Below are 24,471 nucleotides of genomic sequence, written 5' to 3'. Positions count from 1 at the left end.
CATTATGGCAAGAGAATTTGGCCGCAATGCCCGTGTGTCATCACAGATGCAAAAAGAGTTGGCAACCATTTTTCAACGCGATGTACGTGATGCACGACTGGGTTTTATTACCATCAATGAAGTCGTGGTGACCAAAGATTTGGCCTCGGCAAAGATTTATGTGACGGTGTTAAACGTCGATGAACAAGGCAAGCGCGACAATGTGAAGCGCTTGAATGAATTGTCGCCGATTATCCGCCACGAATTGGCCAAGCGTATGCGCCTGCGGCATATCTCGGAATTGCGGTTTTTTTACGATGATTCGTTTGATACCGGTATGCGCGTCGCTGAGCTGTTGCGCGATTAACTAGCGTCACTTTATGAGTAAACGCACTTCGGGACTCAATGTCCACGGCATTATCTTGTTGGATAAACGTTTAGGCGTGTCGTCCAACAAGGCGCTGCAAGAAGTGCGGCGCTTGTTTAATGCCAATAAAGCAGGGCATACCGGCAGTCTTGATCCTTTAGCCACCGGTTTATTACCGTTGTGTTTTGGTGAGGCCACCAAAGTGTCAGGCATGATGCTGGATGATGACAAGTGCTACCAAGTGTTGGTTCAGCTTGGCGTGATGACCGACACCGGCGATTTGGAAGGCGAGGTGATAGCCACCAAGCCTGTACCTGAATTGACGCTGGATGCTATTACCGCGTGTTTGGCAAAGTTTACCGGTGCGATTGATCAAGTGCCGCCGATGTATTCGGCCTTGAAACAAAATGGCAAAAAACTGTACGAACTGGCCAGAGCCGGTATCACCGTTGAGCGCAAAGCCCGTCGCATCACGATTTATGATATTCAGTTATTGGCGTTTACCCACAATGAGCTAAGCTTGGAAGTGGCGTGTTCTAAAGGCACGTATATTCGCTCATTAGCAGAAGACATCGGCCATGATTTGGGTTGTGGCGGCACAGTAAAAGCCTTGCGGCGTTTGCAGGCTGGGCAATTTAGCTTGAGCGATGCCTATACGATAGAGCAATTGATTGCGATGTCAGCAGCCGAATTATCCGAGTGCTTAATCGCCGCCGACAAGCCCTTAGCCGGATTGCCAGCGGTGCAGTTGTCGGAAGATCAGGCGCTGCGTATTAATTATGGCCAGAGCATTGACTGGCAAGACAGCTTTTTAGGCACGGTGCGTTTGTACCGTGACAGTGATTTTTTGGGGTTGGGAGAAATCCTTTTGGATGGTAAACTAGCGCCCACACGGTTGTTTAATTTAAATAAACCGTAGTACTCTGGTTTCTGCACCCTATTGTGGAAGCCAAGTTTTATCGGTCGTGACAACACGACTTTCAATTTTAATCTTAACTAAAAAATACTAGGGATTACCATGCCATTTACAGCAGAACAAAAAAAAGCGGTCGTTGAAGCCTATCGTTTAACCGAAACCGATACCGGATCACCAGAAGTGCAAGTTGCGTTATTGACTGCGCATATTTTGCATTTGACCCCGCATTTTGCGGCGCACAAAAAAGACAACCATTCCCGTCGTGGATTGCTGCGTATGGTTAACAGCCGTCGTAAATTGCTCGACTATCTTAAAAACAAAGACAGCGCCCGTTACCGTTCATTGATTGAACGCCTTGGTTTGCGTAAGTAAAATCCAACCCAACAGTCGGCCCTTGCAGCACACAGCTGCGCATAATCTTAGCAAAGGAACCTTATAGTGACTCCTATTAGGAAAGAATTTCAGTACGGCGATCAAAAAGTTACGCTAGAAACGGGTGAAATAGCGCGTCAAGCAGACGGCGCTGTTATGATTGATGTCAACGGCACGTCGATTTTAGTGACGGTAGTGGCTAAAAAGAAACCCAGTGACGGCGATTTTTTTCCATTAACCGTTAACTATCAAGAAAAAGCTTATGCAGCGGGTAAAATACCCGGTGGTTTTTTTAAGCGGGAAGGTCGTCCTAGCGAACAAGAAACTTTGACCTCGCGGTTAATTGATCGACCGATTCGCCCGTTGTTCCCTGATGGCTACACCCACGAAGTTCAGATTATTGCGACGGTTGTGTCGTTAAATCCGGCGGTTAATCCAGAAATCCCTGCTTTACTGGGCGCATCTGCGGCATTGGCGATTTCAGGCCTGCCGTTCAATGGCCCGTTGGGCGCAGCTACTGTCGGTTATAAAGACGGCGCGTATCTGTTAAACCCATCTCCAGCTGATTTAAAAGAATCGCAACTGGAATTAGTAGTTGCAGGTACAGCGCATGCGGTATTAATGGTTGAATCGCAAGCACAGGGCTTATCTGAAGAGATTATGCTGGGCGCGGTGTTGTTTGGCCACGAGCAAATGCAATTGGCGATTACCGCCATTAATGAATTTGCCGCTGCTGCGGGCACTGGCAGTGTTGAATGGACAGCACCTGCGGTTGATGCCACACTTAAGCAACTGGTTGTTGCAGAGCTTGAAGCAGATATTAAAACCTCGTATCAAATTGTTGAAAAACTGATCAGACAAGAGCGCTTAAACGGGCTTAGATCAGCCGCTGTTGAAAAGATCATGGCACTGGGTGAGTATTCTGAAAAGAACATCCGCGGCATTATCGAACATTTAGAATCTGACATCGTGCGTAATGCCATTTTGGATGAAGGCAAACGTATTGATGGCCGTGACGTGTTCACTATTCGCCCAATCAGCATTAAAACCGGTGTATTGCCAAGAACCCACGGTTCGGCATTGTTTACCCGTGGCGAAACCCAAGCTTTGGTAGTGGCGACATTAGGCACACAACGTGATGCACAGATTATTGATGCATTGGCCGGTGAATACAAAGAACCGTTCATGCTGCATTACAATTTCCCTCCGTATAGCGTGGGTGAAACCGGCTTTGTCGGTTCACCTAAGCGCCGTGAAATTGGTCATGGCCGTTTGGCCAAGCGCGGTGTGGCAGCCGTATTGCCGAATATGGAAGATTTTCCGTATACCATCCGCGTGGTGTCTGAAATTACTGAATCCAACGGTTCAAGCTCTATGGCTTCCGTGTGTGGCAGCAGCTTGGCACTGATGGATGCAGGTGTACCGCTTAGCGCACCGGTTGCAGGTATTGCAATGGGCCTGATTAAAGAAGGCGAGCGTTTTGCGGTGCTGTCTGACATTTTAGGTGATGAAGATCACTTGGGCGATATGGATTTTAAAGTCGCAGGCTCTGAGCATGGCATTACTGCATTGCAAATGGACATCAAGATTGATGGCATTACCGCAGAAATTATGAAAGTGGCTCTGGCTCAGGCCAAACAAGGCCGTTTGCATATTTTAGGCGAAATGAACAAAGCTTTGGCGGCGACTCGTGATGAAATGTCTGATTTTGCCCCGCGCATTATCACTTTCAAGATTGATCCGAGTAAAATTCGCGAAGTGATTGGCAAGGGCGGTGCAACTATCCGTAGCATTACTGAACAAACCGGTGCCAGTGTCGATTTGACTGATGACGGTGTTGTCAAAGTGGCATCGGTTGATAAAGCGGCCGGTGAAGAAGCGCGTCGTTTGATTGAAGAAATTACCGCTGAAGTTGAAGTGGGTAAGGTTTATGAAGGTAAAGTGGTTAGATTAATGGACTTTGGTGCATTTGTGACCATTCTTCCAGGTAAAGATGGCTTGGTGCATATCTCGCAAATCTCTGATGAGCACGTTGATAAAGTCAGTGATAGGCTGAACGAAGGCGATGTGGTTAGAGTGAAGGTACTGGAAATTGACCGTCAAGGTCGGGTTAGGCTGAGTATTAAAGAAGTTGATAAAGACTAAGTTTAGGTTTTATTAATGCTGTAGTAAAAAAGAGCCGTAAGGCTCTTTTTTTTAAGTGTAATTTTAACTGTTCAGTTAAATTGTTCATGCTAGGCCGCCTTGTCTTAGCCATCGTTGCTTTAAAATATTTTTGCTTATGCTTAGTTATAGGTAAGCTTGAATTCTGGTTATCCTGCTATTTTGTAATCTGAAGTAGGTAATTTTTAAAAACAAACCCATAACTGACGCTATACTTTCGACTGTTATTGACGCGTTATTGCCCATTGATCAAAAAATAACAATGCGCTCGCTTAACGTATCAATTTTAAGTCATACAGGTACGATATGAATTTCACAGAAAACTATGGTTTTTACAGTTATTTGATAGCAGCAATAACCTATCTGCTGTTGCTAATTTTGTTATTAAAAAAAATTAAAAATAACTACTACGTCGTCCCTTTTATACTTGCTATTGCCCTTTCCCTAGCGTGGTCTAGTTACACGGCATTTGCCATACCCAGTGAGAAATACTTTATTTCGGGGACATTATCCATTGAAACTTTACGGGATGGTGCATGGCTATTTTTACTGTCGGCATTGATTTCCAGGCAATACTCTAACAGTAACTACTTTTTTCTGGTTAAATTTAAGTCCAGTATTCTTATTATTTTGTTGATTGTGTTTGTTTTCGCAATCGAATTTTTTAATGATTTTCGCTACCAATTTCAGGAATTTTTAGGCCGGGATATTCGCCTTGTGGCGCATGTTATTTTTGCAATTTTAGGACTGATATTAGTTGAGCAGCTCTACCGTAATGCGTCTATAGAGTTGCGATGGGCCGTTAAGTTTTTGTGCATGGGTTTGGGTGGGTTGTTTTTTGTTGATTTCATTGTATACAGTAAATCGCTGCTGTTTTTCCGCCTGGATTCTCTGCTTTGGTATTCCAGAGGATTGATGAATGCAGTCGTTGCGCCTTTATTAGCCTTATCGATTTTGCGCTTGCAAGAAGAAAAGCCGCGTATCAGTTTTTCTAGAAAGTTGGTTTTTCATACCACGGTACTATTTTGTTCGGGTGTTTATCTGGTATTGATGTCCCTGGCGGGATTTTATATTCGGGATTATGGTGGTAATTGGGGTGAAATCGCCCAGATAGTTTTCATTTTTTTAGCTGTTTTGGTATTTTTGATTTTTTCGTTTTCGGGAAAAATGCGTGCACTTACCAAGGTTTTTTTAAATAAACACTTTTTTCATTACCGGTATGATTACCGAGATGAGTGGATTAAACTGAGTAAAACCATTTCGCAGCTAAATTCTATTGATGAATTGTCTGGTTTTATTATCAGGACCATGGCCGATTTGGTCGACAGTTCAGGGGGGGGCTTGTGGTTAAAAAATGACCAGGGCGATTTTTATCTGGCTGAAAATTATTATCTGGGTTTTGATGCGCCACCGGTGATTGGAGCGGAATCATCATTAATAAGTTTTATCAAAGCTAAGCGCTGGGTGATTGATTTTTTCGAGTTCTCTTATAAGCCGGAACTATATGAGGACGTCGATCTTTCAATTTGGGATGCAGAAAAAAATAATGTCTGGTTACTTATTCCATTGTTTCGTCAAAACGAAATCGCTGCGTTTGTGGTGCTGACTAAAGCACGGGTCATTCGAAGATTGAATTGGGAAGATCACGATTTGCTAAAAACGGTCGGTATGCAGTTGACCAATGCTCTGGCACTGAACCGAGCCAGTGATGAGTTAGCCCGTTCACGGCAGTTTGAGGCTTATAACCGCCTATCGGCTTATCTTGTTCACGATTTAAAAAATTTGGTTGCCCAGATAGCGCTTATTGTAAAAAATGCCGAAAAACATAGGCATAATCCAGAATTTATTGATGATTCTATTGAGACACTGAAAAATGTAGTGAATAAGATTGATTTTTTGTTGAGTCAGTTAAGGCAAGGTGAAATTAAAGATACCGGCAAAACTATCATTAATCTTGTTGATATTATGAGTGACGTCGCTATACAGCAGGCCGGTAACAAGCCGACATTGCAGTTGGTAGCTCATAAAAATCGTGTTGAAATCATGGCCGAAAAGGAAAAAATGGCCGCTATCTTAGGACATTTAGTGCAAAATGCACAAGATGCCACGGCTGATGATGGATTTGTTAAAATGGAGCTAAGTACAGATAAGCACCATGCCATTATTAAGGTGAGCGATAATGGCACTGGCATGGACAGCAAGTTTATTGCCGAACGCTTGTTTAAGCCGTTTGATACCACAAAAGGTAATGCCGGTATGGGAATTGGTGTGTATGAAGCAAGAGATTACATACTTAAACACACGGGGCAGATTACGGTTGATAGCGAATTGGGTAAAGGTACAATGTTTACCATTAAGTTGCCACTTGCGCCTAACAAATAGCGGTTTCGATTTGAATTAAAAAACCCATACAGGTTCAAAGCCTCTCATGTATCGATGCCATCATGCAGCATCCGCTACGCTATCTATAATTGTTATTAGTGTTTACGTTGTCAAAATCAAATAAAGCTAAAAAAAATACCCAAACTCAGCCGCTATTTATTAAAAACATGCTCAGAAACCTGGTTTTTTACGGTATGTTTATTGTTATTATTTCCTCGGTAGGTTCATGCGTGTTGCTGCGATGGCTACCTGCGCCCACTTCAATGTTTATGCTGTATCGGCATTATGAAGATTTGATAACCGGGCAAGGCTACAATTCAATTGATTACCGATGGGTTGCGGGCAAAAATATCTCTCCTAATGCCTCTGCCGCTGTTATTGCCGCAGAAGATCAACAGTTTTTTTTTCACGCTGGCTTTGATGTGCCTTCAATAGAAAGGTCGATTGACGTTTATTTGAATGGTGGCCGACTGCGAGGTGCGAGTACTATTTCGCAGCAAGTGGCTAAGAATCTGTTTTTAACACCGTCAAAAAGTTTTATCCGTAAAGGTTTGGAGGTATGGTTCACTTTCTTGATTGAGCGGCTCTGGAGTAAAGAGAGAATATTGGAAATGTACTTGAATATTGCCGAATTTGGCGATCATATTTTTGGCATAGAAGCTGCCAGCCAACGGCATTTTGGTATTTCTGCAAAACAGCTGAGTAAATCTCAAGCGGCGTTACTGGCCGCAACATTGCCCAATCCCATACGCTTTCAGGTTAGGCATCCCACCAGTTATATTTTGAAAAGACAACGCTGGATTTTAAGACAAATTCATAATATGGGCTACAATACGCACAGTATCCTTAAGTAATGCTTACGTTAAGATTCAGTTCAGCGTTGCAATGTATAATGTTTAAATAGGCTATCCACTTTTAAGGTGGGACAAAAGGTAATGTTACTGGTGTAGGTTGGGGTGACGCTAGGAACCCCAACACACCATGTGCCGTATGGTTGGGGTTTGTTACCTCACCCCAGCCTACAACGTGTCCCGTCTTAAATGGGTAGCCCTTTGTTTTGGTCAGAGTTGTGTTTAAGCATCGTGAACTGTAAATAACCCACTTATAAATTACCCTTATTATTGTTCCTTGAGAAATCTACTGTAATGAAAATTCGCAAATTACTCGCAGTTTCCGTTTTATTACCCTGTATAAGCGGGAATGTACAGGCTACAACATACCAACTGCCTGAAAACCCTAACGATACCGTTATTACGCAATACCCTAACAAAATGGCTTTGGAGCGCGCTGAGCTGGATGAAACCTTGTTAGATGTCGCATTGCGCAATACGCTTGGACAAAATGAAATCGTCCGGCTTAACCCAAAGTTAGATCGCTGGGAAATTAAAAAAGGCGAAATGGTTAAATTGGCCAACAAACGCATCTTGCCTGATACCCCGCATAAGGGTATCACTCTTAATATTTCTGAGTTTCGTATGTATCAATACCCCGCCAATCAGCCGGGTATGGTCATGTCTTATGCGCATGGTATTGGCCGGCAGGATTGGAAAACACCGCTTGGGGAAACCAAGATAGTCCGTAAAGTTAAAGACCCATCCTGGCATCCCCCTGAATCAATTAGGGCAGAACACGCCGCTAACGGTGATCCTTTGCCAGAAGTCGTTTTACCTGGGCCGCATAATCCTTTAGGTGCGCACGCTCTGTATTTAAACCTGCCGGGTGAATACCGGATACATGGTACAGATATCGACAAGATTTTTGGTATAGGCATGCAAATTACCCATGGCTGTGTGCGTATGTATCCTGAAGATATAGCACAGCTGTTCAATTCCGTGGATGTGGGTACTCCGGTTTATCTGGTTAAACAGCCTATTAAAGTGGGCTGGTTAGATAATACTTTGTATATTGAAGCGCATCCTGATTTACAAGGTGAAGAGATCAGCGATGATCAGCGTCATGAAGATGCTTTCAAATTAATACAAAAAGCCACTCAACAGGAAACGCCTGAAATCGACCAAAAAGCCTTAAGTCAGGCGCTCAAAGAATTAACCGGCGATCCTGTAGCGATTTATGAAGGTGTACCGCCTAGTTTAGAAACGACCACACCGGAAGCTTCTATATCAAGACCGGTAGAAGATATTCAGATACCTGATGAGACTTTAAAGCCAGAGCCTATGTCTGAGCCCGTTAGAAAAGGTTCACCGGATGGCTATTACCACGGTGGCTAGAGTTCAATGCCTTGTTGAGCTAGCCATGGCTTGATAAAAGACAAGAGTACTCCTGCTGAGGCACACGCTGCTATCACCGCAATAACCCCGACTTTATAGCGCAACAGTGCCAACAGCGCAGCAGCGAAAATCAGTAAGGCAGGATAGTCTGGCGTTCCAGCTAGGCCTGCTGGCCAAAATACATGCCAGGCAAAAAATACTGCCAGATTCAAAATAACACCCACCACGGCAGCGGTAATCGCTGTTAGTGGTGCGGTAAATTTTAGTTTTCCCTGCGTAGATTCTACTATCGGCCCACCTGCCAGAATAAAGACAAAGCTTGGAAGAAAGGTGAAATAGGTGGCCAGGCACGCGGCTATAGTCGCTCCGAGCAGCGATGCATTGTCTCCTAACGGCAGCTGAGTCCATCCGGACAAAAAACCGACAAAAGTGACAATCATGATTAAAGGCCCAGGTGTGGTTTCGCCAAGCGCCAAACCATCCATCATTTGTGTAGCGCTAAGCCAGTGATAATGCTCCACAGCACCTTGGTAAACATAAGGTAAGACAGCATAAGCGCCACCAAAAGTGAGTAACGCGGCTTTGGTAAAAAACCAGCTTATCTGGGTGAACGTGCCGTTCCATCCATAGTGCCAACATAAAAACCCTAACACGCTGCCCCACAATATTAAACCGACAAATACGATTATTAATAGGCGCGGCCAGCTAAAGTGTGCGTGATCTGGGGTTGGTGTATTATCATCAATAACAGCAGAGCCATAACTTTTTTGGGATGCGCTATGCCCACCGCCCGTAGCGAATTTTTCAGGCGCAAATCGCCCACCGATAGCCCCCACTAAAGCAGCCAGTAGTACAATCAACGGAAAGGGCAGGTGCAGTACAAAAATGGCCAGGAATGACGCACCCGCAATCCCCCACATAACACTGTTCTTTAATGCGCGTGAACTGATGCGATAGGCGGCAAATAATACAATCGCAGTCACAGCAGGTTTTATGCCGTACAGTACAGCGGCAACCTCAGGAATATGGCCAAAGCGCACATATAATCCGCTTAAAAATATTAACAAAAACAACGAGGGTAAAATAAAAAACAGCCCAGCAATAATGCCGCCCCAGGTACGGTGCATTAGCCAACCCAGATAGGTTGCTAATTGCTGTGCTTCAGGCCCTGGCAGTAACATGCAATAATTAAGTGCGTGTAAAAATCGCCGTTCGGATATCCAGCGTTTACGTTCTACCAACTCTTGGTGCATGACGGAAATTTGTCCGGCTGGCCCACCAAAACTAATAAACCCTAACTTAAACCAAAAAAGACAGGCGCTTAAAAAAGTGATTGTAGCGGGTGATGCGCTGCGGTTAGGAGTGTCAGCGAGTTGTTTTTTCATAAACCTGATATTAAAAGCCATTTGACATTAAAATGAACTTTGATTTTACTATAGACACCCTATTAGTAACGAGACAGTTTTAGTGGTAAATAATCATGGGTTAATTAACCTATGGTTTTTCTGTTTGACAAACCAGTCACTATAGGTATTTATACGGATTGTCAAAGTAAGGCTTTTATTCGACTATGGGCTTATATTTTTTTGTTTAGGGCTTCATAAACTCTACCGCAAACGAATTAAATGTTTGTGTTCTGCGCCCATTGATATAATTTGCCTGCCATTAATTACAGCTTAGGGCTGTTATAAGCGAATGAATTTGAAATGGATGATATGAAAAATAAATTTAGATTAACGTCAATACTTAGATTTTTACTGTACGCGCACCTTAGTTTATCAACGAGTTTTGCGATAAGTGCCGATAAGCCGCTAAAAGCGCCTGAGCCTGCATCGGTAACATGGTTACAGCAGGATTTGAAATTAAATGGTATTGGGGTCGGTGTTGAATGGGCGCATAAAAATGTGTTTTTCTCGTTGGGTAATGGTTTTGATAAGCCCGTCGACTATTACATGACCTTTAATTATAAATATGCCGATGCGGGCTATCAGTTTGCCATTAACGGCATTCCCGTTAGTAACGGTAGTCTCTTTCGATTTAAGCGTGTCAAATACGGGGCTAAAATTCCCATACAACGTTCTCGGAATGGTGTAGTGGAGGCGTATACTTTAATTTTCACCAACCTGCCTGTTTTACAGCTTAATGCAGCGAAAATTGTTGATGAGCCAAAGTCGCTAGGTAGTTTTCGATTGATGAGCCAGCGCTTTAAGCAAGATACCGGTGTGCTAAAAATGGGGGTTGAATTTCGCGGTGCAGGTACGCAATCCTATATTAAAAAATCGCTGGGCGTACAAATTGGTAAGGCAACGGACTGGACAAAAGCATCGGATATAAAATTACTAGATTTAAACAAGGATAATGACTGGATGTTGAATGCAGTCTATGTCGACACTTCTTTTTTTCGCGACCTGGTGAGCTATGATATTTTTCGGGCTATACGTCCTGGAGCTTATATTGATGCGCATGGCGTTGCCCGTGGACAGGCATCCCTAAGAGGTCATCTTATAGAAGTCATTAAGAATGGAATTTACGACGGGGTTTATTCTTTAAATGAAAAACCGAGTCGTAAAATGTATGACCTGCAAAAAATTACCGTACCTCTCGATACAAAGGGTCTGCCGCAGTGGCGTACAGTTAAATTTAGTGTTCCTGAAAATGGCAGTGTGTTTTATAAAGCGGCGGCTTTTGAGGATGTTTTTTATGATTCGGCATCTGTTAAAGCAAATTTTGATCAGGTTTATCCTAAGCCAAAAGATGTTGTAAGATGGAATCCACTTGTTGAATTTGCCAATTTCGTTGCAACGTCAACCGATCAGAAGTTTACTGCGGATATTGCCAAAAAGATTGATCTTGATAGCGTGGTGGATTGGTGGGCGCTGGTGTTGGCGTCACATGGTGAGGATAATATAAAACATAATTTTTCACTGGCTAAAAGTGGCTCGGGTAAATTTTATTTATTGGCGTGGGATCATGAAGGTTCTTTTGGGATTAATTGGTTCGCATTTGAACCCGATACCAATAATCTGATCAAAAGACTGACCAAGCTTCCGGCTACCCATTTTAATACTAAGTTAAAAGCGCGCTGGAAAGCATTGCGCCTTACTGAACTCAGTCAGGGCAAAATGGTAGCCCGCTTCCAGCAGTATTTAAATGAATCAAATAAGGGCGGTGCCAGGGCAAGAAATACCGCGCGTTGGCCTGAGAGAGGCGAGGAAAATATGGGTACGGCGAAATATATTAATGCTTATTTGGCACAGTGGTTGCCACAAGCCGATAAACTTATCGCGGGCTTACCTGAAAAGTAGCTAATACCGAGTGTTGTTTTGAACTTTTTTCCCGATATTTTTTCTAATTAGTTTGTAATGTCGCGGCATTCAACGCACGCAAATGCAACGCACTGTCCTCGAAAGACACGAAAGGTACAAAAAAATGGGTGGAGCATTTATACAAAAAATGCTCAAAAAACTTGAGTAAATTTTGTATACAGGATGTCGATGTGTTTGCATTTCTGCCCTGCGGCTACCATGCGAATGACTTCGCACCTACCGTTGTCAATTGTTTCATGCACGTTTATAAACACCGATGAACGCTCACTATTACTAAATAACCTTCACCTCTACTGACTTAATTGACAGCTCAAAACAACCCTAGATGTTAGCTATATTTGCCACAAAAACATAACGATATAAAAAATCCTCACGCTGTAATCCGTTTGGTTATTGCTTGCGAGTAAATCAAATTTAACCCGTAAATTGCACGTATGCCTGTTACTTAGCAAGTGCAGATAGTGTGTTTGGCCGTTAATTTTTTCACGTCTTTTGTGTAAATACTACACATAACATTAGTGTAACCGTTCAGCCCCCCTCTTTGAAAAAGAGGGGTTAGGGGAGATTTTTAAAATAAATCCCCCTTTTTCAAAGGGAGAGGTGAACGCATACACATTAGTTAGGATATTTACTAAGAAACTCACAATAAAGTAATGCATAAAAATCAATATCCATCTGTCCGCTTAAGAAATCTTAGGCTGCCCGCCTTTAGATCCTTCTGCGAATTATTCGCTTCGGCTTTAGCCTGGCGAATAGGAGTGTAAATGTGGGACGTTTATGGCGCCTTATCTCGTGTCAGCAAATTTTAAAAATATGCCCGACAAATAAACACTGACTAAATGCTAGGTTATTAGACAGTAGAAAAATCATCGAATTTAAGAGGAATGGTATGAAAAATAAATTCAGATTATTGTTAATACTCAGCTTGGGGCTTGGTGTGCTATTAACGTCATCGGCGGGTTTTTCAGCAGCTTTAGCTAATCCGTTAAAATATAAAATCCAGCAAGAATTAGCACCGCCTGTAAAATGGGCGCAGCATAATTTAAAGTTAAATAATATTGGCGTAGGGGTTGAATCAGTTCAAAAAATCTTGTTCGTCCCCCTGGGTAACGGTTTTAATACGCCCACTAATTATGATATGACCTTTACTTATAAACCGATTGATCCGGATTATCAGTTTACTATTAAAGGGACTGTTATTAACAATGGCAGTCGCTTTCGCTTTAAGGGCATTAGCTATGGGTCGATGATTCCATTGCAACGTTCTTTAAATGGAGTAGTGGAAACGTACACGTTACTTTTTACTAATCTGCCTGTTTTACAGCTTAATGCGGCGAAAATTATTGACGAACCAAAGTCGCCTGGTACTTTTCGTTTGATGAGCGGGCAATTTAAACAAGATACCGGTATTTTAAGGATGGGGATTGAATTTCGAGGCATGGGTACGCAAAAGTATGCTAAAAAATCGCTTGGTGTACAAATGGTTAAGGCAACTGCCCGGACGAAAAGTTTGAATGTTAAATTATTGGATCTGAACAATGATAGCGACTGGATTCTGGATGCCGTCTATGTTGACACCACTTTTTTTCGTAATGTGGTGAGCCAGGATATTTTTCGTGCTATTCATCCGGGTGCTTATAGTGATAAACAGGGCGTTGCTCATGGACAGGCAGCACTTAAAGGCCATCTGATTGAAGTCATTAAAAATGGTAGCTACGATGGCGTTTATTCTTTAAATGAAAAACCGAGCCGTAAGATGTATGAGCTGCAAAAGATTAACGTCCCTGTTGATGCAAAGGGCCTGCCGCAGTGGCATAAAGTTGATTTTACAAAACCCGAAAATGGCAGCGTATTGTATAAATCAGGTGTTTTTAAAAAAGTTTTTTTTGATGCGATATCTGTTAAAACTAACTTTGAACAGGTCTATCCAAAATTAAAAGATGCTGAAAGATGGTTGCCACTGATGAGATTGGCCAACTTTGTGGCGAAAGCCGATGATCAAAAATTTGCCACAGATATTGCTAAATGGATTGATATTGACAGTGTGGTGGACTGGTGGTCATTGGTATTAGCGTCACATGCCGAAGATAATATAAGGCATAATTTTATGCTGGCCAAAAGCGGTTCCGGCAAATTTTATCTATTGCCCTGGGATCATGAAGGTTCTTTCGGGGTAAAATGGTTTGCATTTAAACCCGATTCAAATAATCTTATTAAGAGGCTGCTCAAGCTTCCGGCCTTTAACGCCAAGTTAAAGGCACGTTGGGAAATATTGCGAGCTACTGAACTCAGTCAAAAAAAGATGGTTGCCCGCTTTACAGCGTATATTAATGAATCGAATAAAGGCGGAGCCAGGGGGAGAAATGTAGCCCATTGGCCTCAACACCCAACAGATGCCTATATGGGCACAGCAACCTATATCAACCGGTACTTAGCAAGTTGGTTACCTGAGGCCGATAAATTTATTCAGGCTTTGCCTGAGAAATAAAAGCCAAATTCAATGAGCTATTTTATAGGCTATTGAACTTTTACGAGGGTTAATGAATGAGTAGATTTAAGTTATCTTCAACGTTAAGTTGGGTTCTTTACGGCTTATTGATGTTATCTGCAAGTTTTACGGTAGCTGCTAATAAGCAACCCGAAAACGTAGCGCAATCAAAATCAGCTGCACCTGTAAAATGGTTGCAGCATGATTTGAAGTTAAATAATATTGGCGTGGGTGTCGAATCGGCGCATAAAATCTTGTTTGTTCCGCTAGGTAAAGGTTTTGATAAGCCTGCGAACTATGATGTGAAATTGAGTTATAAACAGGTGGCTGGTTATACGTTTGTCATCAAAGGAAAATCCATTAAAAATGGCAGTCGCTTCCGTCTTAACGGCATCAAATACGGTGCGAAAATTCCTTTGCAACGTTATCGAAATGGCCGGTTGCTGGATACTTACACCTTGCTGTTTACTAATCTGCCGGTCTTACAACTTACTGCGGCGAAAATTGTTGATGAGACAAAATCGCCTGGCACTTTTCGCTTATTGAGTGGACAATTTAAGCAAGATACCGGTGTCCATAAAATGGGCATAGAATTTCGGGGCAGTGAGCTTTCGCAAACCTTGCCGAAAAAATCACTGGATGTAGAAATCGCTAAAGCCACAAACTGGACCAAAGGCGATGATATTAAACTATTAGATTTGAACAAAGACAGTGACTGGATTCTGGATTGTGTCCATGATGCTGACAGTAGTTTTCATCGTAATTTGGTAAGCCATGATATTTTTCGCGCTATTCGTCCTGGTGCTTATCGGGATAAGTTGGGTGTTGCTCATGGCCAGGCATCCTTGCGCGGACATTTGACAGAGGTGATTAAGAACGGTGCTTATGATGGCGTTTATGTTTTAAATGAAAAACCAGGTCGTAAGATGTACGACCTGAAAAAAATTAGCGTTCCTGTCGATGCTAATGGTAAGCAACAGTGGGGAAAGGTTAATTTCAAAAACCTAGAAAATGGTAGCGTACTGTATAAAGCAAATATTGATGAGGATACCCTTTTTTTTGAATCACGCTCTGTTAAAAATAATTTTGTGCAGGTGTATCCCAAACCCAAAGACGTTAAAAGATTTGAGCCCTTAGTTGAATTTGCTGACTTCGTGGCCAAGGCCAATGATAAAACGTTTGCTACCGGTATCGCTAAGCGGATTGATCTTGACAGCGTTGTTGACTGGTGGGCACTGGTTTTAGTGTCGCATGCCGAGGACAATATTAGACATAATTTTATGCTTGCCAAAAGCGGTTCTGGCAAATTTTATATGCTGTCCTGGGATCATGACGGTTCTTTTGGGGTTAATTGGTTTGCATTTGAGCCAAATACCAATAATCTTATCCGGCGATTGACCAAAATTCCCGCCACCGGTTTTAACAAAAAACTAAAAGCACGGTGGAAAAAATTACGAGCCACCGAGTTCAGGCAAGCTAAAATGGTGAGTCGTTTTAAAGGCTATATTGATGAATCGAATAAAGCAGGGGCCAAGGCAAGAAATACAGCACGCTGGCGCTGGCCTGTCGATGAGGCGGGTGTTGCTATGGGCACAGCAAAATATATCAACAGTTATTTGGCGGGTTGGTTGCCGCAAGCCGATAAGATTATTCGTGACCTGCCTGAAAAATAAAAGCGTGTGATCAGTCGTGAGTGGTTAATATTTGTCAGCCCCCGCAACAGCAAAAATGACTAATCCCATTATAAGTACAGCGTATAAATTTCAACTTAATCAGGGTAAAAATCCAGGGACATAATCTGTTCATTTGACCAAGGGCAAATTTTAGGAAACACCTTGCGTGCAATCCCTGTTTCTTTTATCGCATCGTCCACTGCATCATCCCACACATCGGCTTGCCAATCGGCATCAGTCAACGATGTTTTTAAGCTGGGGGTTTATGAATGCGCCGCGCGATTCTTTCCCGTTGGGTATGGATGGTATCTTCAAAGCTGCTACCACGCCGTTCGGGTTGATATTCCCATTTTAAAAGGTGCGCCAACAACACCGACATGCGACTGGCCAGTTCGCGCTGTTCACTTTTACCCACGTCTTCGATCTCCTCAGCAATATGTTCAATGTCCAAAAGGGAAAATTGCCCCGAACGTAACAAGTTGGCTTGTTCTTGCGCCCAGGCAATTACATCATTGTCGTAATTGGTATTCATAGCCTGCCGTATTATTGGGTGGAGTGTGGGCTAATTATATATTTTGAGACTGGTCATGTAACGAGTTTTTAACGAAAAACTCGGTTTAGGTACAGTTTGCCCACCGTAACCAACATAAAATGTTTTGAAATCGGCAAGGCGTTGGTGCATAAATTAATCGATACGGACATTTTCCCTTACCCCATTTTTTTAGGACAGAGCTATCCCTACCCGAACCGAAACCGGCATACCCAGGTAGGTCATAATGTTCATCGCCGCGACAAATCGGCAATGCAATGATGGCAGTTTTTCAAGGGTCGAATCAAGCCCATATTTAGGGCGTGGATTTTTACTTTATACTCATTTGATGGGGCAATTTAGACTCTGGTCTGGGTATGTTTTCTGGAATCATTGTATTTATCTTAGGGTGAACTACATTTCTTAAATGAATGCCAGGCATTAATTAGCGCTTTAATGCAATATTGGCGGTAGACCACCAAAAAACCATTCACTAAGAGAAAATATGCACAACAATGTTTGCCGTAAACTCGCTACTTTTACCCTATTTTCGACCCTTATACCAACCATAGGTTTCGCTGCACCGCACGCCATGCTGGAAAAAGCTAAAACATATGCTTTAGACAGCCAAGTTAGAGCATTTCAAGTGCCAACAGTGGATAACACTGGCAAAATTAAATATTACGATATGACCATCAACCTAACCGTTAAAAATGACGGTTCGCCTAATCCTATTGCTAGTGTTGTTGCCAAGCCTTCACCCATTATTAACGCTAAAGCTATTGTAGCGGGTACTTATAAATCGGTTGTTGATGGCACAGTATGTAAAGCTATCAATATGACGCTGACCAATGGACGTATTCAAAGTTTCTTTACTTGCCCAGAGTTTGAATTTTCTTTAGCAACAGGCGGAGTAACAGCTACCCATCCTTATTTTCCTATATTAAATTCTAATGGTATCACTAAAAGATCAGACATAAATACCCAAGCATGGGGTAATGTTACAAGCATAACAAGCACGGATACCTATAGGCTCATCGATACCTTCCATATAGATCGTTGCAAATCTGGTTGGATAATCGGCGCAAAAACCGATGGCAAGACCCTTATATTATCTGCATACGGAAATGGTATTAATGGTGACGGCAGTTTTCAATGTACTGCTACCTTTACTAAACAGCCTTAATACATTGTGCGCTTTTACTTCACTAGTGAAATTTAATATATCACAAGTAAATTAAGGCACACTTTAAGCATTGCATAACACTAGGCCATCATCAAGAGAAAAAGATGCAAAAAAATTTTAATCGTAAACTTATTATCGTTACTCTATTATCGACATTTATCCCCGCTACGGGTTCTTCTACACCGCGTGTTATGTTAGAAAAAGCTCAGACATACGCTTTGGATAATCAAGTTAAGGGGTTTCAAGTACCTACAATTGATAACACTGGAAAAATTAAATATTACGATATATCCATTAAGCTAACTGTCAAAAATGACGGTTCGTTTAATCCTTTACCGAGTTTTACTGCCAAACCATCAATATCTATTAGTACTCGATCTATTTTGCCAGGGACTTATAAAGAAGTCGGTGGTGACGTGTGCAAAGTTACCAATATAATGCTCAGTAATGGTCGTGTTCAAAGTTTTTTTACTTGCCCATCATTTGAGTTTTCTTTAGCAACCGGACCAATAACAGTAGATCATCCAGACTTTGCCGCCTTAACTGCTGCTGAGATACAAAAAAAACCAGACGTAACTACCCAGACATGGGGTGCTATCACAAATGGACACTTTGACCTAACAACTTGTAGTCCCTACTCAGGAACAGGATTTTTGGATGTGGGTGGGCCAATAGGTGCAAAGACGGATGGTAAAACCCTTGTATTGTCTGCTTATTCTTCTCCTGCGTTCGCAAATAATTCTGGTTCATTTATTTGCAGCGCTACTTTTATTAAGCAGTCTTAATGTGTTGTATGTTTAAAGTTTACTTTTTTATTTAATTTTCAGGAATATTATGACCCTTGTGCCTTCCAATTTATATTCACCAATTCAAATAGTAAAAAAATCTAGTTGTTTGAGTAAAAGAAAATCTACCCTTAATTATGAAGTTGGAAAAAATTCACATGATGTTTTATTCGTTCGGATTAACAACTCTAATGGGGGTGGTAGTACCTTTAACAAATGGTTTGCGATCTGTGATTTGGCTCAACTATATGCTAATGGAACGGTAGTAGTATCTTCAAGCCTAGAGCCATTTGACCAAGTCGGCAATCCATTGCCACAACCAAAAAACAATAATACCAAGGCTTTTTTAAAAGCTGTTTTACATGATGTCATTAAATAAAGTCTTTGTTAATAAAAAGGTTCTCACTATGAAAAAAACTAACTTAATAATTTCAATATCATTATTAGCCGCATGTTTTTTGGTTAATGATGTCGCCATTGCACGAGGAAAGCTACCATTTATTGGCACAAAATCGTTTAATTTTTCCGGTGGAACAGGAACAGGGGAATCAATCACCATCAACAAAAATGGCAGCGCCATAATAAAACATTATGGAACAAGTGGGAGTTCAGTTTTATATAAGGGTAAATTTTCGAATCATATTAAATCAAAAGATGGTGAAGAATGGCTTTTAAAAGGTGACAAAATTTATTCATTAACTAACGGAAAAATAGATAAGGATTGCATGGGCGACGGCAAACCCTGTGTTTCAGATCTTTATGGCGATGATCCAACCCCACCAGTTGCATCTGACGCGGGTAAGCTTAAAAAAATGACTGTAACCGGTAAGATATTGTACGGGACACTTGATTCAGGTATCGAGGACATCAACGGTGGACCGGGCCTAACTTTTCTCTCTGATAGCAAAATGGCCGCCAAAATATTTAAAAAATGCCAACAGGACGATATATGCAAGATTTCTGGATTGGTAAAAGTTAGCTACGACGACGGGGGAGGAGTTTTAAGTAAACTTGTATCTGTGAAACTCATAAAGGACAACACACCAGCTTATTAAGACATCAGCTACTAAATGGCATTATAGCATCAAGCAATATCAGCATTTGGTAAAAAATAAATTTGGGAGAGGGATCTCCGAAAATATTTTTAAAGATGACGTGCACAGTTAAAGATGCGCAAATTTGTATTTAAGGAATTAGCGTAATGGTTGCAACTGTTTTTTCGGCAGAACTGTTTCTTTATTAGTCTAGCGCGGTAGGTAGCTTTTTTGTCTACCTACCGCGCTTTTTATCGGCACACAACTTTGCTTTAAAAACAGTGCGTTAAAGGTTGCAGTAAAACTTAGATATTCGAGATCAATAATTAATTCATAAACTGGGTTTTTATTAGCAAACTACCAAAAATCGGCTTCAAACTTAAGTCGGGACAGGTGAAGGTGTGCCGTTCGTGGTGAGCCATTCGACTAGCTCATGAGAGCCTTGTCGAACTATGAGCGGCAAACCTTCACCCCTTCGACAAGCTCAGGCCGAACGGCGTGCCTTATTGAGCGTCCCATCTTATGTGTGTAGCCCAAAAATCAAAGTTAATAAAGCCGGTTCCGACTTAAGATGTCCTGCATTTATGGAAATGTTGGCGTATCGAACTTTCTAGCTACTCACAGTTGTTATTGGTAGTCCAATGAACTACACTCTCGCTATGAATTTTGAATGGGATGAAAATAAAAGTGAGGCTTGCTTCGTACAACGGGGCTTTGATTTTGATTATGTGGTGCAAGCCTTCATTGATCAAAATCGCATTATTAAAAAAGATACCCGCTGGGATTACGGTGAAGAGCGTTATCAGCTTTTAGGCTTAATTGAGCAACGCACATTCGTTGTTGTTTACACACTGCGAGGCTCTACCATTCGAATTATTTCAGCACGAAAAGCTAACCAACGTGAGATAAAGCATTATGAAAACAATCAAAGTCAGTATTGACCCAAACAATCCAGCAACCCTCCCCAAAGGACGGATTGACCCTGAGCGTTTAAACGCTACTAGCGAACAGGACATCGCCGCGCATCAACACATCGACGAAACTATTGCTTTATTAGATGCGGCTCAATTTGCACGTCGGGTTCGTAAACGGCTTGGTTTAAGCCAAACAGAATTTTCTCATCGCATAGAGGTATCACTCGATACTATTCGAAACTGGGAACAAGGTAAACGTCGTCCGACAGGGGCAGCAAAAACCCTGTTAAAAATACTCGATAAAGCACCTGAAGCTGCTTTGGCAGCACTAAAATAATCAGTAAGATTGAGGCAGTTTGCTTATGTAGGAGGGTGAGGTAAAAAACGATACCTTACTTTGTTCTCTTCAAATTAAAATACCTTATCCACTAAAGTCATTGCAATTTCAAAGGCAATCAAGCCAATAATAATCAATTCTAAAATCGACGAATGCCGATGCTTTTGTTCATCCGCCAGCATCTCAAACAACTCATGTATGGTTTCCAGTTTTTTTGACAACACACTGGTGCGCGGCGCTACTTCCAGATATTTTGCCATGATGCTGTAGTAGTTTTCGTATTCGGGGTATTCCCAAAAGAAATCAGGTGTATCAAGTAAATCATAATTGAGAATAATATCGCTTTTGGTTAAAAACAATTGGCCACGAATTTGGGCGATTTTATGTCGGCTAAGATTGATTTTGCCTTTTTCCGCCAATGATTTAGGAATATAACGCGTGTTATTGATGGTGGTAATGGCATTGGTTTCAAAGGAAGCCAGTTTTATGGATTGCGCCAGACCTTGCGATAGCGAGAACAAGACAATAGGATCAGACGATTCAATTTCAATATAATCTTCAACTATGCGTGTGCTGGCACAATCCAGTTCAAAGGTGAAGTTATCTTCTTCGAGTGTGGTCAGCGGATTTTCGGCATGATTTAATAGCAGCTGATGTAATTTTCCTTGCTGCTCTGCACTGACATTCCAATGTACAACCGCGCCGTAAGAAAACACCACTGACCAAGCGAGCGTATCCTCAATCATTAATGCGCCTTTAATAATGCGAATTAACGTGGTCTCAGACAGCAATTTTGCTAACGCGCTAATATCAAAACTTTGCGCGAGACAAAAAGCGGTGCATTGCATGACAGCAGGTTGTTCAGACATAAATCACTCTTAAAGGTAATCAAGATAGTTATTTTAGGGGTGGGTATTTAATGTCCCAATTTCTTGTACTTTTTAAATGGGTTCGCCCGATAAGATTAGCTATGGCTTAGACTGGCAAGCAAGCTTTTAATTTCAATCTTTTTTGGGTTATGCGGGTAATAAATAGCATAAATCTTACGGCTAATTTCTGGATTACACAGGTAACGGCACTGCACATCGTCTGCATTTAAAGGCAAGCTGTACTCAGGCATTAACGCTACACCCATACTAGCGCGTACCAAATTAATAATCCAGTCTTCACTATTGCTACGGTAAGCCGCATAAAGGTTGATTTCCTGATCCTGACAAATAGCCCGCAAACTTTCTCTTAGTTCACAATTTAGCCGATCCAGATAAGGCTCTAACTGAATTTCTTTCAAATCGATTTTAGTCAGCTGATTAAAACGGTGGTTAGTGCTAAAGGCCACCACATAACGTTCCGTATACAATAATGTTGATTGATAAGGTGCGCTGAGTAATTGTAGCGGGGCGCTAATCACTAAATCCAGAAAATCAGCTTCCAGTTGGGTCAGCAAATTGGTTTCGGTGTCAATAATCAGTTCAAACTCAATATTGGGGAATTCTTGCTGGTACTGTGCAAAGACCGGGCTTAACCGCTGTGCGCCGATGGTTGCCATTAGGCCAATGCGTAAGGGAATGTTATTGAGATGGGTAAAGCGAATGGCATCCGCTTTGGTGGTGACTGTTGTCTTGTAAATTTTGCGAAAATTAGGTTCAACTACACGGCCAAGCGAGGTTAACAAACAACCGGAGCGGTCACGGGTGAACAATTCCCCGCCTAATTCATCTTCCAGTTTTTTGATGGCCTGGGTTAATGAGGGCTGGGAAATGTAACTAAATTGAGCAGCGCGGGTAAAACTGCCATGATCACACACCGCTAAAAAGTAACGGATTTGGTGCATCTCCATAAAACCAACCTGAACTTATATAGACAAAACCTATTCTTTCATAGAAAGTTAGTATTTTACAAGCCTTATAAATAGGTAATATGATGGCTCCCAACATAAACAAACCCTATGAAGAGGCTTTGCCATGAAAGAAGCAAAATTAATTGTCATGTACCCCACACCCACCGATCTTGAAACCTTTGAACGTCTGTATGAGCAAGAACACGTACCGATGGCCGTGGAAAAGTTGGCGGGTAAAACCCGCTTTGTCGCCTCTTTAATCACTTCAGCACCCGGTCAAGCGCAAGCGCCCTATCATCGTATTGCCGAAGTCTATTTTCCTTCCATGCAGGCATTGGAAACCTGCCTGAATTCACCCGGTGGACAAGAAACCGCTGGCCATGCGGTTAAAATTTCCAGCGGTGGCGCACCTTTGTTTATGACAGCTGACGTTGAGAGTTTTGATTTTTAAATCTGATCTTTAATTAATCTACGCTAGGTCGTTGCTATTCATCCGAGAGCTAAGACAGCTTAGCTCTCCAAATATGCAGGCAGAATTTGCCATCTTGGCAGTAGTTGCTCTTGGTTTTCGTGTTCTTTGTGCTTGTGGACAATGCATAACATCAGTTAGCATTCCAGTGGATATTTTCGTAACCCCGTATCTTTCGTTAAGGCTAACCCCATGAATACATTATTCCTGTATTTTTTCAGATTATTGATTGTCGCTTCGTTTGTTGTTTTTTTTGTGGGTTTATTCAAGACAGAATGGTTGCGTTTTCGTGGCAAACAAATGGAGGTCATGTCGGCGGTGGTATTATCTATAGCCTTGTTTATGATTGGGTTTACGGGCGCGAGCCGGACATATTATACCGTTGATGAGCATGTCACTGAGGCGGCTAAAGAAGGCATCGTTTTAAGTGAGGCAACTTACAGTAATGATGTGGCGACAGCGGGATGTCAGGCGGGATCAAAGTCAGGTAACGCGGGTGCCAGTGACGATGAAAAAACCGATGACGGTGTTTATTATTCCGTTAGAACGCCAGCTAATTATAACGACACCATCGCGCATCCTTTACTGATGGTCTACGCACCAGCCGGAAAAGATCGGAGCCAAACGGAAGATTTTACTTATCTTACTAAAGAAGCGACAGCGGCAGGATTTATTGTGGCCTATGCTGATCATCGTGCCTTGTCACCTGAAGCGGTGGTCCAATTGGCTAACATACCTAAGGTTGTTGAAGAAAAATGGTGCATCGATAAAAAAAGAATATTCATGACTGGTCATTCGGACGGTGGCACGATTGCTATGGGCATCGCTTTTTTTAACGGTACCAAGCATATTCCAACTGCCATCGCACCTAGCGCCGTGGGTATTACCGGCGAGGATCTGGCTGACCGTAACTGTGTGAAGCCTACGCCAGTTATGCTCATGCACAGCAGCCGCGATAAGCTATTTCCAAACTTTGGCAAACACGCGATTGAATGGTGGGCAAAATGCAATAAATGCGACACTAAAACTTATAAGGTAACTGATCGAAAGGCCATATCGGGGGCTGGCGGTTGGGAAAGCTATTATCAGCAAGAGCTGGCACAAAAAGCCGAAGATCTTAAAGCCGGAAAGCCTTTACCCCATACTACGCCAGTAGAGGGTGTTGAAGGTTGCGTTGCTTACAGTGGCTGTAAAAACGGCGTACAAACCTGGTACTGTGAAGGCACGGGGATGCATCCGGAATGGCCTGGAAAAAATAAAGATATTATTGGTTTTTTCAAGGCTGTGCAAACTAATTAAGTTCGGCTTTACGATGCAGAGACGCAAGATTTTGCGTCTCTGCATTTTATTTTCCTTAGGATTATTGGCTACACACATAAGACGGGACACTCAATAAGGCACACCGTTCGGCCTGAGCTTGTCGAAGGGTGTGCTGTGTGCCGCTCATGGTTCGACAAGGCTCTCATGAGCTAGTCGAATGGCTCAC

General features: G+C 42.2%; 21 protein-coding genes and 1 pseudogene. 18 read left to right on the top strand and 4 right to left on the bottom strand.

The genetic code is table 11. The annotated features are described in order from the left end of the window. Positions 1–4: 4 nt before the first annotated feature. From rbfA to ACHZC4_RS09635, 7 genes are all read left to right on the top strand, one after another. On the top strand, positions 5–346 hold the full coding sequence (gene rbfA, locus ACHZC4_RS09665) for a 30S ribosome-binding factor RbfA (RefSeq protein ID WP_087146135.1): 342 nt from the start codon (positions 5–7) through the stop codon (positions 344–346). Between the two features lie 13 nt (positions 347–359). Then, complete coding sequence (gene truB / locus ACHZC4_RS09660) at positions 360–1,265, top strand: tRNA pseudouridine(55) synthase TruB (RefSeq protein ID WP_394753631.1); 906 nt, start codon at positions 360–362, stop codon at positions 1,263–1,265. A gap of 99 nt (positions 1,266–1,364) precedes the next feature. Then, a complete protein-coding gene (gene rpsO / locus ACHZC4_RS09655; protein ID WP_087144303.1) occupies positions 1,365–1,634 on the top strand; it encodes a 30S ribosomal protein S15 in 270 nt (89 codons plus the stop codon). Positions 1,635–1,700: 66 nt separating this feature from the next. Then, on the top strand, positions 1,701–3,779 hold the full coding sequence (gene pnp / locus ACHZC4_RS09650; protein WP_394753630.1) for a polyribonucleotide nucleotidyltransferase: 2,079 nt from the start codon (positions 1,701–1,703) through the stop codon (positions 3,777–3,779). Between the two features lie 324 nt (positions 3,780–4,103). After that, positions 4,104–6,179, top strand: coding sequence for an XrtA/PEP-CTERM system histidine kinase PrsK (prsK, locus tag ACHZC4_RS09645; protein ID WP_394753629.1), 2,076 nt, complete (start codon positions 4,104–4,106; stop codon positions 6,177–6,179). Positions 6,180–6,277: 98 nt separating this feature from the next. After that, positions 6,278–7,033, top strand: coding sequence for a monofunctional biosynthetic peptidoglycan transglycosylase (gene mtgA, locus ACHZC4_RS09640; RefSeq protein ID WP_394753689.1), 756 nt, complete (start codon positions 6,278–6,280; stop codon positions 7,031–7,033). 291 nt (positions 7,034–7,324) lie between these two features. Further along, the gene (locus ACHZC4_RS09635) at positions 7,325–8,407 is read left to right on the top strand and encodes a L,D-transpeptidase family protein (protein WP_394753628.1); all 1,083 of its coding nucleotides are present in this window, start codon (positions 7,325–7,327) and stop codon (positions 8,405–8,407) included. On the opposite strand, the gene chrA is transcribed toward ACHZC4_RS09635, so the two are convergent. After that, positions 8,404–9,792 (bottom strand): chromate efflux transporter, encoded by a 1,389-nt coding sequence (gene chrA, locus ACHZC4_RS09630; RefSeq protein WP_394753627.1) that lies wholly within the window; start codon positions 9,790–9,792, stop codon positions 8,404–8,406. The genes ACHZC4_RS09635 and chrA overlap by 4 nt on opposite strands. A gap of 330 nt (positions 9,793–10,122) precedes the next feature. Here chrA and ACHZC4_RS09625 point away from each other — a divergent pair, with 330 nt between their 5' ends. The 3 genes from ACHZC4_RS09625 to ACHZC4_RS09615 all read left to right on the top strand — a co-directional run bounded on the left by ACHZC4_RS09625 (position 10,123) and on the right by ACHZC4_RS09615 (position 15,894). Next, positions 10,123–11,712 (top strand): CotH kinase family protein, encoded by a 1,590-nt coding sequence (locus ACHZC4_RS09625; protein WP_394753626.1) that lies wholly within the window; start codon positions 10,123–10,125, stop codon positions 11,710–11,712. Between the two features lie 1,159 nt (positions 11,713–12,871). Then, positions 12,872–14,221, top strand: a complete 1,350-nt coding sequence (locus ACHZC4_RS09620; RefSeq protein WP_394753625.1) for a CotH kinase family protein — start codon at positions 12,872–12,874, stop codon at positions 14,219–14,221. A gap of 56 nt (positions 14,222–14,277) precedes the next feature. After that, positions 14,278–15,894 (top strand): CotH kinase family protein, encoded by a 1,617-nt coding sequence (locus ACHZC4_RS09615; RefSeq protein WP_394753624.1) that lies wholly within the window; start codon positions 14,278–14,280, stop codon positions 15,892–15,894. Between the two features lie 95 nt (positions 15,895–15,989). On the opposite strand, the pseudogene ACHZC4_RS09610 reads toward ACHZC4_RS09615, so the two are convergent. Continuing rightward, a pseudogene (locus ACHZC4_RS09610) lies at positions 15,990–16,426 on the bottom strand (DUF29 domain-containing protein). A 502-nt stretch (positions 16,427–16,928) separates the two neighbouring features. Here ACHZC4_RS09610 and ACHZC4_RS09605 point away from each other — a divergent pair. The 6 genes from ACHZC4_RS09605 to ACHZC4_RS09580 all read left to right on the top strand — a co-directional run bounded on the left by ACHZC4_RS09605 (position 16,929) and on the right by ACHZC4_RS09580 (position 20,679). Beyond that, positions 16,929–17,609: a hypothetical protein gene (locus ACHZC4_RS09605; RefSeq protein WP_394753623.1), complete on the top strand. Its 681-nt coding sequence runs from the start codon at positions 16,929–16,931 to the stop codon at positions 17,607–17,609. A gap of 104 nt (positions 17,610–17,713) precedes the next feature. Next, entirely contained in the window at positions 17,714–18,394 is a 681-nt protein-coding gene (locus ACHZC4_RS09600; RefSeq protein ID WP_394753622.1) for a hypothetical protein, read from the top strand. 49 nt (positions 18,395–18,443) lie between these two features. Beyond that, a complete protein-coding gene (locus tag ACHZC4_RS09595; protein WP_394753621.1) occupies positions 18,444–18,773 on the top strand; it encodes a hypothetical protein in 330 nt (109 codons plus the stop codon). A 28-nt stretch (positions 18,774–18,801) separates the two neighbouring features. Beyond that, positions 18,802–19,449, top strand: coding sequence for a hypothetical protein (locus ACHZC4_RS09590; protein WP_394753620.1), 648 nt, complete (start codon positions 18,802–18,804; stop codon positions 19,447–19,449). A gap of 638 nt (positions 19,450–20,087) precedes the next feature. Then, positions 20,088–20,369: a BrnT family toxin gene (locus tag ACHZC4_RS09585; RefSeq protein ID WP_394753619.1), complete on the top strand. Its 282-nt coding sequence runs from the start codon at positions 20,088–20,090 to the stop codon at positions 20,367–20,369. Next, positions 20,344–20,679, top strand: a complete 336-nt coding sequence (locus ACHZC4_RS09580) for a helix-turn-helix domain-containing protein (RefSeq protein WP_394753618.1) — start codon at positions 20,344–20,346, stop codon at positions 20,677–20,679. The genes ACHZC4_RS09585 and ACHZC4_RS09580 overlap by 26 nt, the downstream gene beginning before the upstream one ends. 74 nt (positions 20,680–20,753) lie before the next feature. Here the strand turns inward: ACHZC4_RS09580 and ACHZC4_RS09575 are convergent, their stop codons facing one another. Together ACHZC4_RS09575 and ACHZC4_RS09570 are read right to left on the bottom strand one after the other, a co-directional pair. Then, positions 20,754–21,548, bottom strand: coding sequence for an RMD1 family protein (locus ACHZC4_RS09575; RefSeq protein WP_394753617.1), 795 nt, complete (start codon positions 21,546–21,548; stop codon positions 20,754–20,756). 95 nt (positions 21,549–21,643) lie between these two features. After that, positions 21,644–22,516, bottom strand: coding sequence for a LysR family transcriptional regulator (locus ACHZC4_RS09570; protein ID WP_394753616.1), 873 nt, complete (start codon positions 22,514–22,516; stop codon positions 21,644–21,646). Positions 22,517–22,640: 124 nt separating this feature from the next. Here ACHZC4_RS09570 and ACHZC4_RS09565 point away from each other — a divergent pair, with 124 nt between their 5' ends. Both ACHZC4_RS09565 and ACHZC4_RS09560 read left to right on the top strand, forming a co-directional pair. Then, positions 22,641–22,967, top strand: a complete 327-nt coding sequence (locus ACHZC4_RS09565; RefSeq protein WP_394753615.1) for an EthD family reductase — start codon at positions 22,641–22,643, stop codon at positions 22,965–22,967. 210 nt (positions 22,968–23,177) lie between these two features. After that, entirely contained in the window at positions 23,178–24,284 is a 1,107-nt protein-coding gene (locus tag ACHZC4_RS09560; RefSeq protein WP_394753614.1) for a hypothetical protein, read from the top strand. The last annotated feature ends 187 nt before the right edge of the window (positions 24,285–24,471 follow it).

It is taken from the genome of Crenothrix sp., assembly GCF_043729335.1.
In the GTDB taxonomy this organism is placed as follows: Bacteria; Pseudomonadota; Gammaproteobacteria; order Methylococcales; family Methylomonadaceae; genus Crenothrix.
Note: the sequence above shows the minus strand (reverse complement) of the source record. Positions and strands in the feature narration are given on the sequence as shown.

Bases quoted from the DNA above. Each gene is read 5' to 3' on its own strand.
- rbfA (WP_087146135.1), top strand. From the start codon at position 5: ATGGCAAGAGAATTTGGCCGCAATGCCCGTGTGTCATCACAGATGCAA.
- truB (WP_394753631.1), top strand. From the start codon at position 360: ATGAGTAAACGCACTTCGGGACTCAATGTCCACGGCATTATCTTGTTG.
- rpsO (WP_087144303.1), top strand. From the start codon at position 1,365: ATGCCATTTACAGCAGAACAAAAAAAAGCGGTCGTTGAAGCCTATCGT.
- prsK (WP_394753629.1), top strand. From the start codon at position 4,104: ATGAATTTCACAGAAAACTATGGTTTTTACAGTTATTTGATAGCAGCA.
- ACHZC4_RS09635 (WP_394753628.1), top strand. From the start codon at position 7,325: ATGAAAATTCGCAAATTACTCGCAGTTTCCGTTTTATTACCCTGTATA.
- chrA (WP_394753627.1), bottom strand. From the start codon at position 9,792: ATGAAAAAACAACTCGCTGACACTCCTAACCGCAGCGCATCACCCGCT.
- ACHZC4_RS09625 (WP_394753626.1), top strand. From the start codon at position 10,123: ATGAAAAATAAATTTAGATTAACGTCAATACTTAGATTTTTACTGTAC.
- ACHZC4_RS09620 (WP_394753625.1), top strand. From the start codon at position 12,872: ATGACCTTTACTTATAAACCGATTGATCCGGATTATCAGTTTACTATT.
- ACHZC4_RS09615 (WP_394753624.1), top strand. From the start codon at position 14,278: ATGAGTAGATTTAAGTTATCTTCAACGTTAAGTTGGGTTCTTTACGGC.
- ACHZC4_RS09605 (WP_394753623.1), top strand. From the start codon at position 16,929: ATGCACAACAATGTTTGCCGTAAACTCGCTACTTTTACCCTATTTTCG.
- ACHZC4_RS09600 (WP_394753622.1), top strand. From the start codon at position 17,714: ATGCAAAAAAATTTTAATCGTAAACTTATTATCGTTACTCTATTATCG.
- ACHZC4_RS09595 (WP_394753621.1), top strand. From the start codon at position 18,444: ATGACCCTTGTGCCTTCCAATTTATATTCACCAATTCAAATAGTAAAA.
- ACHZC4_RS09590 (WP_394753620.1), top strand. From the start codon at position 18,802: ATGAAAAAAACTAACTTAATAATTTCAATATCATTATTAGCCGCATGT.
- ACHZC4_RS09585 (WP_394753619.1), top strand. From the start codon at position 20,088: ATGAATTTTGAATGGGATGAAAATAAAAGTGAGGCTTGCTTCGTACAA.
- ACHZC4_RS09580 (WP_394753618.1), top strand. From the start codon at position 20,344: ATGAAAACAATCAAAGTCAGTATTGACCCAAACAATCCAGCAACCCTC.
- ACHZC4_RS09575 (WP_394753617.1), bottom strand. From the start codon at position 21,548: ATGTCTGAACAACCTGCTGTCATGCAATGCACCGCTTTTTGTCTCGCG.
- ACHZC4_RS09570 (WP_394753616.1), bottom strand. From the start codon at position 22,516: ATGGAGATGCACCAAATCCGTTACTTTTTAGCGGTGTGTGATCATGGC.
- ACHZC4_RS09565 (WP_394753615.1), top strand. From the start codon at position 22,641: ATGAAAGAAGCAAAATTAATTGTCATGTACCCCACACCCACCGATCTT.
- ACHZC4_RS09560 (WP_394753614.1), top strand. From the start codon at position 23,178: ATGAATACATTATTCCTGTATTTTTTCAGATTATTGATTGTCGCTTCG.